The following is a 15,910-nucleotide window of genomic DNA, read 5'->3' on the forward strand; positions in this document are numbered from 1 at the left end:
CGGATCACTCTGTAGAGCCTCGCGTAAGCGCATACGGGAACTTGCTTGAATGATGGGATGGGAAATGGGTCGCAGCTTTGACGCTCGCCGCGCGCCGCAGCTTGCTGCCATGCTGCTGGGAACCACGATCCTTGCAGGCGTGCCCACGGTCGCTTTCGCGCAGAAGGCGGCCAGCGCGCCGAAGGCTGTCAGCGCGCCCAAGGCGGCCGCTGCTCCGGCAACGCCGGTGGCCGCTCCGGCAGTGGCCGAAGTGGGTGAGACGATCCAGACGATCCAGGTGGTCGGCGCGGAACGTCTGGAGCCGCAGACGGTGCTTTCGTACATCCAGCTGCGCGTCGGCCAGTCCTACACCAAGGCTGCCGCGGACGCCGCGCTGAAGGATCTTTACGCGACTGAGCTTTTTGCCGACGCGCAGATCGCCAACGACAACGGCGTCGTCACCATCACGGTGAAGGAAAACCCGGTCGTCAACCGCATCATCCTTGAAGGCAACAAGCGCATCAAGGACGACAAGATTCTGCCGGAGATCAAGGTCGCCCCGCGCCAGATCTTCACGCGTTCGAAAATCCGCGCCGACGTGGCCCGCATCATCGAGCTTTACAAGCGTCAGGGCCGCTACGCCGCGACGGTCGAGCCGAAGATGGTCATGCTGGACCAGAACCGCGTCGACATCGTCTTCGAGATTACCGAGGGCGACAAGTCCAAGGTCCGCCAGATCAACATTCTGGGCAACGAGCAGTTTTCCGACGGCGAACTGCGCGCGCAGATGGTGACCAAGCAGGCGCGTTTCAGCCGCCTGTTCAGCTCTAACACCACCTACGATCCCGATCGCATGGCGTTCGACCAGCAGAAGATGCGCCAGTTCTACCTGACGCAGGGCTATGCCGACTTCCGCGTGGTTTCGGCCGTGGCCGAGCTGACGCCGGACAAGAAGGACTTCATCATCACCTATGTGGTGGAGGAAGGTAAGCGCTACAAGTTCGGCGACGTGAAGGTCGAGAGCCAGCTGCGCGACTTCGACGGCGACAAGCTGGCGAAGAACCTGACGATCCACAAGGGCGACTGGTACAACGCCAAGGCGGTCGAAGACACCATCGACGGCTTGAACGACACTGCCGGCGCCTTCGGCTACGCCTTTGCCGACGTGCGTCCACAGTACGATCGCGACAAGGACAACCTCACCATGGGGCTGACCTTCGTGATCCAGGAAGCGCCGCGCGTCTATGTCGAGCGGATCGACATCAACGGCAACACGCTGACGCAGGACAAGGTCATCCGCCGCGAATTCCGTATTGCCGAAGGCGATGCGTTCAACTCGCTGCAGGTCAAGCGCTCCACCAACCGCATCAAGTCGCTCGGCTACTTCCAGGAGAAGTTCGAGGTCGAGCAGAAGCCGGGCAGTGCGGATGACCGCATCATCCTGGAAGCGAACGTGGAAGAAAAGCCCACCGGACAGCTTCAGCTTTCGGCCGGTTTCTCCAGCCTTGAACGCTTCATCTTCCAGGCCTCGATCCAGCAGCGCAACTTCCGCGGTCGCGGCCAGACGGTGGGCATCTCGGGCAGTTATTCGTCCTATTCGAAGTCGGTAGAAGCCAACTTCGTCGAGCCGTACCTGTTCGACAAGAACGTGTCGCTGGGCGTGGACATCTATCGCCGCGACTACAACAACTTCAATTACGTCAATTCCGATCGCAATACGAACTACGAGCAGACGACGACCGGTTTCCAGGTTCGCGCCGGCGTACCGCTGACCGAATACCTGACCGCGATCGGCCGCTACACGCTCAACTATGATGACGTGTCGCTCGATAAGTCGCAGTTCTACACCTACAACTCCGATGGCACGTACACCTGCGATCCGATCAAGGCGAGCCGCTACTTGTGCGATGCCATCGGCAAGCGCCTGAGTTCGATCCTCGGCGGATCGCTGATTTTCGACACTCTCGACAATCGCGTTCGCCCAACACGCGGTCAGACCGCCGCTATCAACTTCGACATCGCCGGTCTGGGCGGCGATGTGAAGTATGCGCGCCTGCGCGCCAACGCCGCGAAGTACTGGCCGCTGGGCAAGGGCTTCATCTTCTCGCTTTCGGGCGAAGGCGGGATCATCAAGGGTTGGGGTGGCGACGATGTCCGCCTGACCGATCGCTTCTTCCTGGGTGAGCCGCAGATTCGCGGCTTCGGTATCCGCGGCGTCGGCCCGCGCGTTATCCGTCGTTATCTGGCGGACAACGACGGTGACGGCGTGTACACCGATCAGACCAGCAAGACCGATGACGCGCTGGGCGGCAACTATTACTACATGAGCCGCGCCGAACTGGAGATTCCGCTGGGCTCGGGTGCCCGTGAAATGGGCCTGCGCCCCTCCATCTTCGTCGACGCAGGTGCCGTGTGGGGGGTCAAGAAGCCCGATCTCTACGACTGTAAGGCGGGCTGTATCCCGACTTATACGCAGACCGCGGCCGATGGTACGACCACGATCGTTACGGATCCGACCAATACGCTTACCGGTCAGGCGAACGTTGCAACAGGCGATTACCTGTACCACTTCTCCGAAACCTTCGTGGGCGACTCCTGGCATCCGCGCGTCGCTGTCGGTTTCGGCGTAAACTGGAACTCGCCCTTCGGGCCGTTCCGCATCGATATTTCGAAGGTCCTCCTCAAGGAGGACGGCGATGATACCAAGACCTTCACTTTCAACGTGGGAACGCAATTCTGATGACCAAGATTCTCAAGTCCGCCGCACTGGCCTCGGGCCTGGCTCTTGCCGCTCTTGCCACGCCGGCTTTCGCGCAGGCCGTTCCGGCATCGAAGGTCGCTGTCGTCGACCTCGATCGCATCGCCAAGGAATGCAACGCCTGCAAGACTGCCAACCAGCAGCTGCAGGGCCAGATCCAGGCTTTCGAAGCCCGCCGCAACCAGCTTTCGACCCAGCTTCAGCCTGAAGCGCAGGGCCTGGAAACCGCTGTGAAGGCACTGAACGGCAAGCAGCCCGACGCCGCGCTGCAGGGCCGCATCCAGGCATACCAGCAGAAGGAACAGCAGGCCGGTCAGGAACTGCAGGGCCAGCAGGTTCAGATCCAGCGCAACCAGGCCTATGTCGGCCAGCAGATCCAGCAGCAGCTGCAGGGCCTGTACAAGCCGGCGATGACCAAGCGCGGCGCCAACGTGCTTGTCGAAGTCGGCCAGACGCTGGCCTATGACCCGGCCCTCGACATCACCACCGACGTGCTGACCGCGCTCAACGGCGCGCTGACCACGATCAACACCACTGCTCCGGCCGCCCAGCAGGCGCCGCAGCAGCCGGCCCCTTCGGGCCGTTAAGGGCAGGACGGGCAGGCGATGAGCGAACCGGCTGAATTCGTGTACGACACCGCGAAGATCCTGGCGGCGCTGCCGCATCGCTACCCGATGCTGCTGGTCGACCGTGTGGTCTCGTTCGATGAGAACGAGATCCACGCGGTCAAGGCCGTGAGCTTCAACGAGGACTTCTTCCAGGGCCACTTTCCCGGCCGTCCGATCATGCCCGGCGTGCTTCAGATCGAAGCGCTGGCGCAGGCGGCGGGGATCCTGGCGATCGAATCGCTCGGGCTCGCCGGTAGCGGCAAGCTCGTCTATTTCATGGCGATCGAGGAAGCGAAGTTCCGCAATCCGGTAACCCCGGGCAACTTGCTCGACCTGCGTGCCGGCTTCGTTCAGAAGCGCTCGCGCGTCTGCAAGTTCTGGGGCAAGGCTGCGATCGGCGACAAGGTGACCTGTGAGGTCAACTTCACCGCCATGATCGCCGACGCCTGACGGGACGGGGAAGAAGCGCGCTTCTTCCCTCCATTGCCGTTTTCCGGAACCCTTGCGTTTTTGGGGGTATCCGTGTAAGGGCGCCGCTTTCCCAAGCAGGCCGGTCGGAACCGGCCATATGCGAAGAGAGATACGACATGAAGGCCGATACGCATCCCGACTACCACATGATCACCGTTCAGATGACCGACGGCACCACTTTCCAGACCCGCTCGACCTGGGGTTCGGAAGGCGACACGCTGGTTCTGGACATCGATCCGACCTCGCACCCGGCCTGGACCGGCGGCAAGGCCCAGCTTCAGGACGGCGGCCGCGTGGCCCAGTTCAACAAGCGTTTCGGCGGCCTCTCGCTCAAGAAGAACTGAGCGCGAAGCAAGCTTCACGAACACGAAGAAGGCGGCCCCAACGGGCCGCCTTTTTTGTTTGTCCGAATGGGAAGGGCGATGTCGGCCGGAGCAGTGCCGGCCTTTCATCAGCGCTGAGGGCTTAGCCGGCGATGTCCATCAGGGCGTGCCATTCGCGGGCATCGGCCGGAACGGCGTGCAGAAACTCCATCCCCGCCAGATCGCCGCGCACCCAGCGAACCACAGCCTTCAGTGCGGGGCCACCCGCCATGCCGATGCTGACGAATGCGCCTTGTCGCAGCCAATCGGCACTGCTCGAAACGCAGCAGCCATGCAGAGAAACGTCGGCCAGGGCGGCTTCGGCGCTCTCGCCGCGCGACGATTCGATCCTGGCCCTATTGCGTACGGCGTGACGGTGTTCACGGCGTCTTTCGTCCGCGGCGATTTCCTGACGCATCTGGGCGCTCGAGTAGAGTCTGGCGAGCGGGGCATTCATGCAGTTTCGTCCTTGATGACCGTTCTTCTGGGGCGACCGGCTTTCCGATACGGCATTGTGGCACGCGATCGTTAACTTCGGATCACTGCGGAGTTCCGCTCGATATCGGTGTGCGCTGTCGCGCCCGATTTTGTCTGTTGCGAACGGCTCGCAGGCAATTGCCTTTCACGTCCCGGGGGTTAGTCTGCGTGGCAACGGCAGAGGGGCGCGGGCCGTGGTTGGCGTCCGGCCGGGAGAAGGGCCCTTGTGGGCCGCAACGGAGAATTGCCATGCACCGATCCCCCAATCGATCATTCCGCCTTCCTGTCGCGCTGGGTCTTGCCGCGCTCGCCGCCGGCCCGGCAATGGCTGCCGACGCGCCGGCTGCCAACTCGCCGATTCAGGCGCAGGTCGTCGGCCTCGACGGGAAAGCGCTGGGCACTGTGACGGTTCAGCAGACCCCTGCCGGCGTTCTGGTGACCACCGATCTGAAGGGCCTGCCCGAAGGCGATCACGGGTTCCATTTCCATGAAAAGGGACTGTGCGATTCGGCTGCCAAGTTCACGACGGCCGGCGGCCACTTCACCGCGGGCGATCCGGTGCACGGGCTGATGTCGATGGGCGGCCCGCACGGCGGTGACATGCCCAACCAGCATGTCGGCCCCGATGGCGTGCTCAAGACTCAGGTGCTGAATACCGGCGTGACCATTACGCCGGGTGCCAAGTCGATCGTCGATGCCGATGGCACGGCGCTGGTGATCCACGCCGATCCCGACGACTACACCAGCCAGCCAGCCGGTAATGCCGGTGGCCGAATCGCCTGCGCGGTGCTCAGCGCGCCGAAGTGATCCTGATTCGGGGGAGGGCGTAGCGCTCCCCCAAATTCCTAACCCCAGGGCCGTTCGCGGTACCACTGCGTGATCACGTACTTGCGGCCCTTGCGCACTTTCATCGCATGGTGGAGCGTCGCCGCGTTGAGGCTGCCGTCCGCCCGGCGATTGTTCCAGGCGACCAGCTTGCCGCGTTCCGGCTGGATCAGTTTGTCGATCACCTTGAAGCGCGTGGCGCCGCCCGCCTCCACATCGTTGAGGTAGACCATGAAGGTCCAGGTGCGCTGGCCGGCCACCGCGCAGTACTTCTGGAAATCGGAATTGTTCGGCTCGAAATAGTCGGTATGCGCCTTGAACTCCTGCCCGACTTCGTAGCGCTGCCCCTGCAGCGGCTCGGCATGGGGAGGGGCGATGCCGGACAGTTCGGCCATCTTCCCGGCCAGCGCGGCCACCGCTGGTGCTTGCGAATCGAGGTCGCAGGTTGAGCTGGTGCGAAACACATCGTCCCCGTTGTAGTTCGCGATCGTAGAGGGGCGATGCTGCGTCTCGATCATGGCGACCAGTTCGTCGCATTCGGTGGCGGAAAGGAATTCGCGCTTCACGAACAGGTCGAGCCGCGATGACGGGAACCGCTGGATGCCGGGAACGGCCAGCAGGATGTCGGGAGATGATTCGCCGGGAGCCTTCATGGGCGGGACCCTAGCGGCGGCAATCGCTCCGGAAAATTGCAGGACTTGCGCGGTGCTCGGATTTTTTCCCGCCCTTCATGCATTTTTGCTTTGCAAGGAGGCGCAGCTTGTGCAAATGGCGCGCCTCCGCACCGGTTGCCGCACAGCGCTCCGGTCGGTATCTTCGAAGTGCAGCCGAAAAGCTGGCTTCCCAGTGTGGCGATTGTAGCTCAGTTGGTTAGAGCGCCGGTTTGTGGTACCGGAGGTCGTGGGTTCGAACCCCATCAATCGCCCCATTTCTTCCAGATCGAAATTCCTCTCAGCGATGGACCGCCAAGCGATGTCCGGTGGAGTGAATGATCCGGTGGGTGATAAGCCCCGGTCCACGATCAAGTCCCCTTGTTCCTTTTGACGCGCTCTATAGAAGCGCCACTGTCATGCATGGCTTTGCAAATCCTGCCCGCTTCCTGCGCATCGCCCGCTGGCTGATGCCGCTCTGCATGGGTGCCGGCGCGGTGATCGCGGCGGTCGCGCTGGGCTGGGGGCTGTTCTTCGGGCCTGCCGAGCGGCTGCAGGGCGAAACCGTGCGCATCGTCTATCTTCACGTTCCCGCCGCCTGGCTGGGCATGGCGGGCTGGATGGCGATCGCCGGGGCAAGCTTCACCGAACTGGTCTGGCGTCATCCGCTTGCCGGCATCGCCGCGCGCGCGGCCGCGGTGCCCGGCGCGGTGTTCACGGCCGTATGCCTGATCACCGGTTCGCTTTGGGGCCGTCCGGCCTGGGGCACCTGGTGGGTGTGGGACGGCCGGCTGACCTCCATGCTGGTGCTGCTGTTCCTCTATTTCGGCTGGATGGCGCTTTCGCAGGCGAGCGAGGCGGCGGACGGCGGGCAGAACAAGGCGCCTGCGATCTTCGGCCTGGTGGGGGCGGTGAACATTCCGATCATCCACTATTCGGTGATCTGGTGGCAGAGCCAGCATCAGGCGCCCTCGATCACGATGGGCAAGTCGGCCATGGCGGGGGCGTTCCTCTATCCGCTACTGTTTTCGATGCTGGGCTTCACGCTGCTGTTTGCCGGCGTGGTGCTGGCCCGCATGCGTGCGATCCTGGCCAACCAGCAGGCCGAGGCGCGGCTGCGGCGCAAGGCGCTCTCGGAAGGATACTGATTTCATGCGCGAGGCGATGGACCCCTGGACCTTCGTGGTCGCCGCCTATGTCGTGGGTGTGGGGGCGGCGCTGGCGATGGTCGGCTGGTCGCTGTTGACGATGAGGCGCGCCGAAAAGCGCCGGGACGAGGCGAGGAAGCGCTGATCGTGGCGGAGGGAACGCGAATCAAGGCCAAGCATCAGCGGCTCGTGCTGCTGGTCATCGCGCTGGTGGTGCTGCTGGCGGCGGCGCTGCTGGCCGCATGGGCGCTGCGTAATCAGGCCAGCTATTTCTACGTGCCGAGCGAGATCATGGCGAACCCGCCCGAGGCCGACCGGGGCGTGCGCCTTGGCGGCATGGTGGAACGCGGATCGCTGCGGACCGAGGCGGACGGCGTGACCATCGCCTTCGTCGTGGGCGACGGCAAAGCGCGCGTGCCGGTCATCTTCAAGGGCATCGTTCCGTCGCTCTTTGTCGAGGGGTCGGGCGTGGTTGCCGAAGGGCACATGGGCGTAGACGGCACGTTCGTGGCCGACAATCTGCTGGCCAAGCATGATGAGAATTACGTCCCGCGCGAGATGCAGGACATGAGCAAGGAACAGGCCCAGCAAGTGATGCGCGAAACGAAATGATCGCGGAACTGGGACTTGCCGCGCTGTGGCTCGCCGCCGCGCTGGCCGGATTGCAACTGGTGGCGGGCGCGCTGGCGCTGACATCGCGCGGCGCCTCGCTGGCCGGGATCGTGCGGCCGGTGGCGGCGTTGCAGGGGCTGCTGGCGCTCATGGCGTTTCTGGCGCTGATCTACCTTTTCGCCGTCACCGATCTCTCGGTGAAGCTGGTGGCGATGAATTCGCATTCGCTGAAGCCGCTGATTTTCCGCGTTGCCGGGACTTGGGGCAATCACGAAGGCTCCATGCTGCTGTGGGTCACGGTGATGGGGCTGGCCGGCGGGCTCGTCGCGCTGGTGGAGCGCCGCCTGCCGGAGCCGACCATGCTGGCGACGCTGGCCGGACAGGCTTTCGTCAGCCTTGGCTTCTATGCCTTCCTGCTGATCGCCTCCAACCCGTTCGAGCGGCTTTCGCCCGTTCCGCAGGAGGGCAATGGCCTTAACCCGCTGTTGCAGGACCTTGGCCTCGCCTTCCATCCACCTACACTCTACCTAGGCTACGTTGGCCTGTCGGTAGCCTTCAGCTTCGCGATTGGCGCGCTGGTGACGCGCGAGGTCGGCCCCGCTTTCGCCAAGGCCATGCGCCCTTGGGTGCTGGGCGCGTGGATCTTTCTGACCGTGGGCATCACCGCCGGTTCCTACTGGGCCTATTACGAATTGGGCTGGGGCGGTTGGTGGTTCTGGGATCCGGTTGAGAATGCCTCGCTGATGCCATGGCTGGCGGCGACGGCGCTGCTCCATTCGGTCAGCGTGCTGGCATCGCGCGATGCCTTGCGGACATGGACGGTGATGCTGGGCGTGGTGGCTTTCTCCATGTCGATGATCGGCACGTTCCTCGTCCGCTCGGGCATTCTTACCAGCGTCCATGCCTTCGCGGTGGATCCGGAGCGCGGGACGTTCATTCTGGCGCTGCTGGCGATCAACATCGGCGGCGCGCTCACCCTGTTCGGCCTGCGCGCGGCGACCGTGAGCGAGGGCGAGCGCTTTGCCGTCACCAGCCGTGAAGGCGCGCTGGTGTTCAACAACGTCATGCTCTCGGCCATTCTGGGCATCGTGCTGTTCGGCACGCTCTATCCGCTCTTGGCGGAGGCGATGGGGGCCAAAGTCTCGGTAGGCCCGCCCTACTTCAATCCGATGAGCGCGCTGTTCGCAGTGCCGATGCTGATGGTGCTGGCAGTCGGCCCGCTGCTGCGCTGGCGGCGTGACAGCTTTGGCCGCGTGGGCAAGGCGCTGGTGATTCCGGCGATGCTGGCGGTGGTGGGCGTGGCCGCGATGGTGATGCTGGGCGGCGCATCGCTGTTGTCGACGATTGGTTTCGCGCTGGGTCTGGGTCTGATCTGGGCGAGTGTGCTCCCGCTGAAGGGCCGCAATCTCCGTCGCACGCCGCTGCCGATCTGGGGCATGGTGATCGCGCACTGCGGCATTGCCGTATCGCTGCTGGGCATGAGCAGCGAGAGCGCCTTTTCGGTCGAGAAGCTGGTGGCGATCCGCCCGGGCGAGGCGACTGAAGTAGGCCCATGGCAGATCAAGCTGGACGCCGTGGTTCCCGTCGCCGGCCCGAACTGGACTGCATTGGAAGCCCGCCTGCTGGTGCGTTATGGCGATGACGGCCGCGTCATCCAGCTTTCCCCGCAATCGCGCAGCTTCTGGGCACCGCCGCAGCAGACCAGCGAATCGGCGCTGCTCACGCGCTGGAACGGCCAGCTCTACACGGTGCTGGGCGGCGAGGCGGACGCCAATAACGGGGGCGGCCGCTGGCAGCTGCGTCTGTGGTGGAAGCCTTTCGTCACGCTGATCTGGCTGGGCGGGCTGATGATCGCGCTGGGCGGGCTGCTTGCCCTGATCGGCCGCGTCGCCGCAGACCTGCGCCGCATCATTGCCAAGGACAAGATCGAATACCGCCGCGAACGGCAGGGCAGATCAGGAAGGTACTCGTGAGCACCGATTCGTCTCCTGAGGCACGCGCCAAAGCGCCGCGTTGGGCCATCTGGCTACCGCTGGTGCTGTTCGCCGCCTTCGTGGTGCTGGTGACGGTGCAGCTTCGCAATCCCGCCGATACCAATGTGGCGAGTACGTTGATCGGCAAGCCAATGCCGGCGTTCAACCTGCCGCCCGCTCTGCCGGGGCGCCCCGGTCTGGACAGCAAGGCCTTTGCCGACGGCAAGCCGCATCTGGTGAACATCTTCGCCTCGTGGTGCGTGCCTTGCGGCGTGGAAGCGCCCCAGCTTGGTGCGCTGGCCAAGGCGGGTGTCCCCATCGAAGGCATTTCGGTGCGCGACAAGACGGAAGATCTTCAGACCTTCCTGAAGATCAACGGCGATCCCTACCGCCGCATCGGTGCCGATGACGATGGCAAGGTGCAGCTGGCGCTCGGATCCTCGGGTGTGCCGGAAACCTACGTGATCGATGGCAAGGGCGTGATTCGCTACCAGCACATTGGCGAGATCCGGGCGGATCAGGTGCCGATGATCCTCGAAAAGCTGGCGGAGGCGGCCCAGTGAGGGGCGTTTTTGCCGCGCTTGTGGCCTTGCTGGGTCTGTGGGCGATAGCGCCTGTGTTCGCGCAGGAGGAACAGTCCACCGCGCCCTACGCCTATCGCCAGTTGGACGATCCGGCCAAGGAACAGAAGGCGGAGGCGTTGATGGAGACGCTGCGCTGCCTGCAATGTCAGGGGCAGTCGATCGCCGATTCGGACGCACCGATTGCCGGTTCGATGCGTAGCCTCGTGCGCGAACGGATCGCCGCGGGTGAAGAGCCCGAGGCGATTCGCGGTTGGCTGGTCGAACGCTATGGCGATTACGTCAGCTATGCACCGCGCGTAACGACGCTGACCTGGCCGTTGTTCGCGGTGCCGCTGGCGCTGCTGACGCTGGCCTTCCTGCTGCTGCGCAAGCGTTTCCGGCGGGGAGGGCAGGCATGACCTGGATTTTCGTGATCCTGCTGGCGCTGATCGTCTTCGCGCTGGTGGTCTTCGTGTTCAAGGTGCCGAAGGGCGGGCGCGAGGCGGTTGCGGCGGCGCTGGCGCTGGGCATCGCCGGCTATGCCGCGCAAGGCACGCCCGCACAGCCCGGCGCGCCCAAGGATGCCGAACAGGGCCGTTCGGGCGAAATGGGTGAATTCTTCGCGCAGGCGCGCGCCACGTTCAGCGAAAGCGGCATTCCGCCGAGCGACCGCTGGGTTGTGATCGCCGACGGCCTGGCCCGCCACGGCGAGTATGCCGATGCCGCCGAAGTCCTGCGCGGAACGGTGGAGAACGAGCCGGCCGAACCCTCGAACGATCCGGATATCCGCGCCTATCGATCGGACGCGTGGCTTTCGCTGGGCAATGCGTTGGTGGCCCATGCCGAAGGGCAGCTGACCCCGGCGGCGGCCTATGCCTATCGCCGCGCCGAACGTTCCGATCCGACGGCGGCCGGCCCGCCGTTCTTCATGGGGCTGGCGCTGGCACAGTCCGGGCGCCTTTCCGAAGGCCGGGAAATCTGGGCCAAGCTGCTGGCGCGTGCACCCAAGGATGCCCGCTGGCGGCCGGTGCTGGAACAGCAGATCGGTCGGCTCGACGCCTTTATCGCGACCCAGGGCGGATCGCCCGCCGAGTCCGCTCGATGAAGCGAAATGCGTCGGGGCGGTGACGCGATCAGATTTGGGGACAGCGCTGTCAACGCGATGATCCACCCACTAAGTATCGTTGCCTGCCCCAAGCCATGCTGCTAACGGCGGGCGCTTGTCGCGGCATGAAAACATGGTCCGACAAGGCCATTACGGGGCGCTGGAATGAGTGATGCAAGTTCGGATACCGCTGAGGTCCCGACAGTGATCGATCCGGCCACAGGCCGGAAAACGCCTGTCGGGGGGCATGGGTCCGGTAATATCACGAAGCTGGCGCTGGGCGCCGTCGGTGTCGTTTTCGGCGATATCGGCACCAGCCCGCTTTACGCTTTCCGCGAAACCTTCGTCGGCCCGCATCCGCTGGCGATCGACGAACTGCACGTCCTGGGCGTGGTCAGCCTGATCTTCTGGTCGATGACGCTGGTCGTCTCGGTCCAGTACGTCGGCATCCTGATGCGTGCGGACAACAAGGGGCAAGGCGGCAGCCTTGCGCTGGTGGCGCTGATTTCGGGCGCGATCCGCAAGTCGCGCTATGGCCCGCTGGTCGTGCTGCTGGGCGTGTTCGCCACGTCGCTGTTCTATGGCGATTCGATGATCACGCCGGCCGTTTCGGTGCTTTCGGCGGTTGAGGGTCTGACGGTCGTCGAATCGCGCCTGTCGCCGCTGGTCCTGCCGATCGCGCTGGTGCTGCTCGTGGCGCTGTTCATGATCCAGAAGAGCGGCACGGCCAAAGTGGGCGCGGTGTTCGCGCCGGTGATGGTGACCTATTTCACCGTGCTGGCGGTGTTGGGCATCTATCACCTCGTGCAGATGCCGCACGTGCTGGTGGCGCTGAATCCGTGGTACGCGGTCCAGTTCTTCATGACTGACAAGATGCTGGGCTTCCTGGCGCTGGGCTCGGTCGTGCTGGCCGTGACCGGGGCCGAGGCGCTCTATTCGGACATGGGCCATTTCGGTCGTGGCCCGCTGCGCCTTTCGTGGTTCGGCTTCGTGATGCCGTGCCTGCTGATCAACTATTTCGGCCAGGCGGCGATGATCCTCGGCCTGGACGATGCCGCGGCGGCAGAGGCGATGGAGAACCCGTTCTTCCACCTCGCCCCCGAAAGCCTGCGCCTGCCGCTGGTGATCCTGGCGACCTGCGCCACGTTCATCGCCAGCCAGGCGGTGATCTCCGGCGCGTTCTCGATCACTCATCAGGCGATGCAGCTGGGCTTCATCCCCCGTCTTTCGACCCGCCACACCAGCGAGCACGAAGTCGGGCAGATCTACATCCCCTTCGTCAACTGGGCGCTGATGACCGGCGTGATCGTGCTGGTTCTGGTGTTCCAGAACTCGTCCAACCTCGCCTCGGCCTACGGCATTGCGGTTACGGGGGCGATGCTGATCGACACCTGTTTGATGACGGTGCTGCTGTTCGTGCTGTGGAAGTGGAAGCCGTGGCAGGCGATCCCGGTGATCGTCACGTTCTTCGTGGTGGACGGCGCCTACTTCGCGGCCAACGCTACGAAGATCAAGGACGGTGGCTGGTTCCCGCTGATGATCGGCGGCATCGCCTTCACTCTGCTGACGACGTGGAACAAGGGGCGCCGCCTCATGCGCGAACGCATGACCGAAGCTGCGCTGCCGCTCAACGTCTTCGCCAAGAGCGCGCACGGTTCGGCCGCGCGCGTGCCCGGCACGGCAATCTTCATGGCCTCCACCAATGCCGGCGTGCCTTCCGCGCTGCTGCACAACATCAAGCACAACAAGGTGCTGCATGAGCGTGTGGTGGTGCTGACGGTCGAAGTGCAGGACGTGCCCTATGTGGAGCCGGCAGAGCGCTATTCGATGACCGATCTGGGGCAGGGCTTTTACCGCATGACGCTGCGCTATGGCTTTATGGAAGAGACCGACGTTCCCGCCGCTTTGGCCCATTACGAAGTCTGCGGTGGCCCGTTCGAGATGATGAAGACCAGCTTCTTCCTCTCTCGCCAGACGCTGGTTCCCTCGGCCAAGCCGGGCATGGCGATCTGGCGCGAAAAGCTGTTCGCGTGGATGATGCGCAATGCGGCCAGCGCCATGGAATTCTTCCGCCTGCCGACCAACCGCGTGGTGGAACTGGGCAGCCAGCTGGAAATTTGAGGCGGCGGGCAAAGCCGTTCCTTATTCGACTTTGTCCTGCCTTTCCGACCTGTTAGCTTCGCGCCAAGGCAGCAGGAGTGGCTTGCATGGCGGTTCGAGGTTGGTTGTCGTCGGTATTGATGCTGGGCCTTTCGGCGGCGGCGTCGATGGCTCAAGCGATACCGCCGGCGCCCGTCGTCGATTCGGCACCCGGGACCCGGCGCCTTTTGACGACGTGGATGCCGGGCCCGGTCAGGTGCGATGGGGGCGTGACCGTCGCGGGCGATCCTGTTCGCAGGCCGCTAAACACCCTGACCTGGGGCGCGCGGGTCGATCCTCCTGCCGCTTCCGGTTCGGTGACGCTGCAATTCGATATAGATCCGACCGGCCGTGCGATTTCGATCCGCGACAAGGGCGCGTTCGGGGATTTCGGTCCAGCCCTTGCGGCCAGTAAATTCCCGGCGGCGGCGCAGCGAGGATGTTCGATTACCTACACCGGGACGGCCCACGCGGTGGATGAAGCGGCCGTTGCCGACCTTGTCTCCTATTCGATCTCGCCGATTTCCGGCCCTTTGCCGGCCGAAGGCTGGGCGCGCATTCGGTTGGACGGGAATTGCGCAGAAGCGCCCCGGCCGCAGCCGCTGCTGCGGGCCTATCCCGACTTTCGGAATATGGCGGGAACCCCTGGAGTGAGGGATTGGGTCAGCATCGCTTACGATAACGATGCGAACGGCAAGCCGATTCATGTCCGTCCGTATCAGAGCAACGGCAATGCCGCGCTGGAGCGTGCCGCGATGAGGGCGGTAAGCGATTCGCGCTTCTCGGGCGGGCAACGGACGGGGTGCTCGTTTCCCTACTGGCGGGCGCCGCTGAACCTTCCGGCGCCGATGATGCCGGCCAAGACCGGTCTGGATGCCGATGGCGCTGCCTGCCCGGAGGATCGCAAATGGGCGACGCCGCCCCTCAGGCGGTATCCCGATGCCTATAGCCGCCGAAGGATCGAAGGCTGGGCGGTCGTTCGTTACGATGTCGCACCCTGGGGTGAGATCGGCAACGTTGCCGTGCTTGCCGCGCAGCCTTCGGAGCAGTTCGGCATTCAGGCTGTGCAAAACCTGCGAACGGCAAAATTCGCGCCTTCTGCGCAAGGGGCCAGCGGCTGTGTCGAACGGATGAAGTTCGTCATGCCGGCCGATGGCGGAGCGGACGATGCATTGGCCCCTTCCGCGGGTGATCTGGCCGAATAGCCCGGCTGACTACAGGAAAATTCCTGAGATATCGCTGATGGGCCTGATGCCGGTAATGTGCCGGTATGGCTAATGTCCCGGTCAGGACCACCTGAAGGGAGTAGCGCATGACAGATCCGCTGCCGAGTTGGCGCGAAGGCGCGGCCAAACGGGCCATCGTTTCCTTCGTGGAAGCGATAACCCAGGAGGGCGGCGGTGATTTCCTGCCGCCTGCGGAGCGTATCGCGACCTTCGACAATGACGGGACGCTGTGGTGCGAACAACCGCTTCAAGTTCAGTTCTTTTTCGCCAACACGCTGCTGCAGCGGCTTGAAGAAAAGGATCCCGGCCTTCGCACGCGGCAGCCGTTCAAGGCTTTCTTCGATCATGACCGGCAGGAAATTATGGCGCTGGGCAAGCGCGGCATTCTTGAGGCTGGCGCTAGCGCCCATGCGGGCATGACGGAGGACGAATTCGCGGCGTTCGCCAGGGAATGGTTGGCAACGGCCCGCCATCCCAAGCTGGGGCGCCTGTTCACCGAATTGGTCTATCAGCCGCAACTCGAATTGCTCAACTATCTGCGAACAAACGAGTTCCGGATTTTCATCGTTTCGGGCGGAGGCCTCGATTTGATGCGGGGATTTTCAGAGGAGGTGTATGGAATTCCGCGCTCACAAGTGATCGGGTCGTCCGTGAAGACAAGGTTGGAGCAGCGTGACGGGGTATCGGAACTCGTCAAGATCGCGGAATTGCAGAGTTTCGACGACAGGGAAGTGAAGCCGCAGAATATCGCGCTGCATATCGGTCGCCGGCCGGTGCTGGCCTTCGGCAATTCGGACGGGGATCTGGCCATGCTCAGCTATGCGCGCAGCGGCCCGGGCAGACGACTGGCTCTGCTGCTTCATCATGACGATGCCGAACGCGAATTTGCGTACGACCGGGAATTTCACCTCAGCCCGCTGTCCGAAGCGCTGGACAGGGCTGACGAACTGGGATTTCAGCTCGTCAGTATGAAGCGGGATTGGGCCCGGGTCTTTTCCGATCCCGCTTGAAAAA

Annotated in this window: 17 protein-coding genes and 1 tRNA gene; 16 read left to right on the forward strand and 2 right to left on the reverse strand. The window is 63.9% G+C overall.

What is annotated here, in order from left to right:
* Nucleotides 1–64 precede the first annotated feature (64 nt).
* The 4 genes from bamA to rpmE all read left to right on the forward strand — a co-directional run bounded on the left by bamA (nucleotide 65) and on the right by rpmE (nucleotide 4,160).
* The gene (gene bamA, locus ACZ1JV_RS14995; RefSeq protein WP_465152171.1) at nucleotides 65–2,719 is read left to right on the forward strand and encodes an outer membrane protein assembly factor BamA; all 2,655 of its coding nucleotides are present in this window, start codon (nucleotides 65–67) and stop codon (nucleotides 2,717–2,719) included.
* Nucleotides 2,719–3,324 carry an OmpH/Skp family outer membrane protein gene (locus ACZ1JV_RS15000; RefSeq protein WP_465137899.1) on the forward strand — a complete coding sequence of 202 codons (606 nt, stop codon included), beginning with the start codon at nucleotides 2,719–2,721 and terminating at the stop codon, nucleotides 3,322–3,324. Before bamA ends, ACZ1JV_RS15000 begins: the two co-directional genes overlap by 1 nt.
* Before the next feature lie 18 nt (nucleotides 3,325–3,342).
* Nucleotides 3,343–3,795: a 3-hydroxyacyl-ACP dehydratase FabZ gene (gene fabZ / locus ACZ1JV_RS15005; RefSeq protein ID WP_465152172.1), complete on the forward strand. Its 453-nt coding sequence runs from the start codon at nucleotides 3,343–3,345 to the stop codon at nucleotides 3,793–3,795.
* Between the two features lie 137 nt (nucleotides 3,796–3,932).
* Nucleotides 3,933–4,160, forward strand: coding sequence for a 50S ribosomal protein L31 (rpmE, locus tag ACZ1JV_RS15010; protein WP_353983239.1), 228 nt, complete (start codon nucleotides 3,933–3,935; stop codon nucleotides 4,158–4,160).
* Between the two features lie 121 nt (nucleotides 4,161–4,281).
* Here rpmE and ACZ1JV_RS15015 read toward each other — a convergent pair whose 3' ends face one another.
* Entirely contained in the window at nucleotides 4,282–4,635 is a 354-nt protein-coding gene (locus ACZ1JV_RS15015; protein ID WP_465137901.1) for a PilZ domain-containing protein, read from the reverse strand.
* Between the two features lie 269 nt (nucleotides 4,636–4,904).
* Here ACZ1JV_RS15015 and ACZ1JV_RS15020 point away from each other — a divergent pair, with 269 nt between their 5' ends.
* Complete coding sequence (locus tag ACZ1JV_RS15020; protein WP_465152173.1) at nucleotides 4,905–5,462, forward strand: superoxide dismutase family protein; 558 nt, start codon at nucleotides 4,905–4,907, stop codon at nucleotides 5,460–5,462.
* Nucleotides 5,463–5,500: 38 nt separating this feature from the next.
* Here the strand turns inward: ACZ1JV_RS15020 and ACZ1JV_RS15025 are convergent, their stop codons facing one another.
* Nucleotides 5,501–6,133 carry a prolyl hydroxylase family protein gene (locus ACZ1JV_RS15025; RefSeq protein ID WP_465152174.1) on the reverse strand — a complete coding sequence of 211 codons (633 nt, stop codon included), beginning with the start codon at nucleotides 6,131–6,133 and terminating at the stop codon, nucleotides 5,501–5,503.
* A gap of 198 nt (nucleotides 6,134–6,331) precedes the next feature.
* On the opposite strand from ACZ1JV_RS15025, the gene ACZ1JV_RS15030 reads away from it, so the two are divergent.
* The 11 genes from ACZ1JV_RS15030 (at nucleotide 6,332) to ACZ1JV_RS15080 (ending at nucleotide 15,906) form a co-directional block, all read left to right on the forward strand.
* Nucleotides 6,332–6,408, forward strand: a tRNA-His gene (locus tag ACZ1JV_RS15030).
* A gap of 141 nt (nucleotides 6,409–6,549) precedes the next feature.
* Nucleotides 6,550–7,278: a heme ABC transporter permease CcmC gene (gene ccmC / locus ACZ1JV_RS15035; protein ID WP_465137904.1), complete on the forward strand. Its 729-nt coding sequence runs from the start codon at nucleotides 6,550–6,552 to the stop codon at nucleotides 7,276–7,278.
* 4 nt (nucleotides 7,279–7,282) lie between these two features.
* Complete coding sequence (locus ACZ1JV_RS15040; RefSeq protein ID WP_465152175.1) at nucleotides 7,283–7,423, forward strand: hypothetical protein; 141 nt, start codon at nucleotides 7,283–7,285, stop codon at nucleotides 7,421–7,423.
* The gene (ccmE, locus tag ACZ1JV_RS15045; RefSeq protein ID WP_465152579.1) at nucleotides 7,423–7,890 is read left to right on the forward strand and encodes a cytochrome c maturation protein CcmE; all 468 of its coding nucleotides are present in this window, start codon (nucleotides 7,423–7,425) and stop codon (nucleotides 7,888–7,890) included. Before ACZ1JV_RS15040 ends, ccmE begins: the two co-directional genes overlap by 1 nt.
* Nucleotides 7,887–9,863: a heme lyase CcmF/NrfE family subunit gene (locus ACZ1JV_RS15050; RefSeq protein WP_465152176.1), complete on the forward strand. Its 1,977-nt coding sequence runs from the start codon at nucleotides 7,887–7,889 to the stop codon at nucleotides 9,861–9,863. Before ccmE ends, ACZ1JV_RS15050 begins: the two co-directional genes overlap by 4 nt.
* Nucleotides 9,860–10,426 (forward strand): DsbE family thiol:disulfide interchange protein, encoded by a 567-nt coding sequence (locus ACZ1JV_RS15055; RefSeq protein ID WP_465152177.1) that lies wholly within the window; start codon nucleotides 9,860–9,862, stop codon nucleotides 10,424–10,426. Before ACZ1JV_RS15050 ends, ACZ1JV_RS15055 begins: the two co-directional genes overlap by 4 nt.
* Complete coding sequence (locus tag ACZ1JV_RS15060) at nucleotides 10,423–10,845, forward strand: cytochrome c-type biogenesis protein (protein ID WP_465152178.1); 423 nt, start codon at nucleotides 10,423–10,425, stop codon at nucleotides 10,843–10,845. The genes ACZ1JV_RS15055 and ACZ1JV_RS15060 overlap by 4 nt, the downstream gene beginning before the upstream one ends.
* Nucleotides 10,842–11,531, forward strand: a complete 690-nt coding sequence (locus ACZ1JV_RS15065) for a tetratricopeptide repeat protein (protein ID WP_465152179.1) — start codon at nucleotides 10,842–10,844, stop codon at nucleotides 11,529–11,531. The genes ACZ1JV_RS15060 and ACZ1JV_RS15065 overlap by 4 nt, the downstream gene beginning before the upstream one ends.
* A gap of 165 nt (nucleotides 11,532–11,696) precedes the next feature.
* Complete coding sequence (locus ACZ1JV_RS15070) at nucleotides 11,697–13,652, forward strand: potassium transporter Kup (protein WP_465137910.1); 1,956 nt, start codon at nucleotides 11,697–11,699, stop codon at nucleotides 13,650–13,652.
* Nucleotides 13,653–13,900: 248 nt separating this feature from the next.
* Nucleotides 13,901–14,875 carry a TonB family protein gene (locus ACZ1JV_RS15075; RefSeq protein WP_465152180.1) on the forward strand — a complete coding sequence of 325 codons (975 nt, stop codon included), beginning with the start codon at nucleotides 13,901–13,903 and terminating at the stop codon, nucleotides 14,873–14,875.
* A 107-nt stretch (nucleotides 14,876–14,982) separates the two neighbouring features.
* Nucleotides 14,983–15,906 carry an HAD family hydrolase gene (locus ACZ1JV_RS15080; protein ID WP_465152181.1) on the forward strand — a complete coding sequence of 308 codons (924 nt, stop codon included), beginning with the start codon at nucleotides 14,983–14,985 and terminating at the stop codon, nucleotides 15,904–15,906.
* Nucleotides 15,907–15,910: the final 4 nt, after the last annotated feature.

The organism is Novosphingobium sp. BL-S-19 (assembly GCF_055521675.1).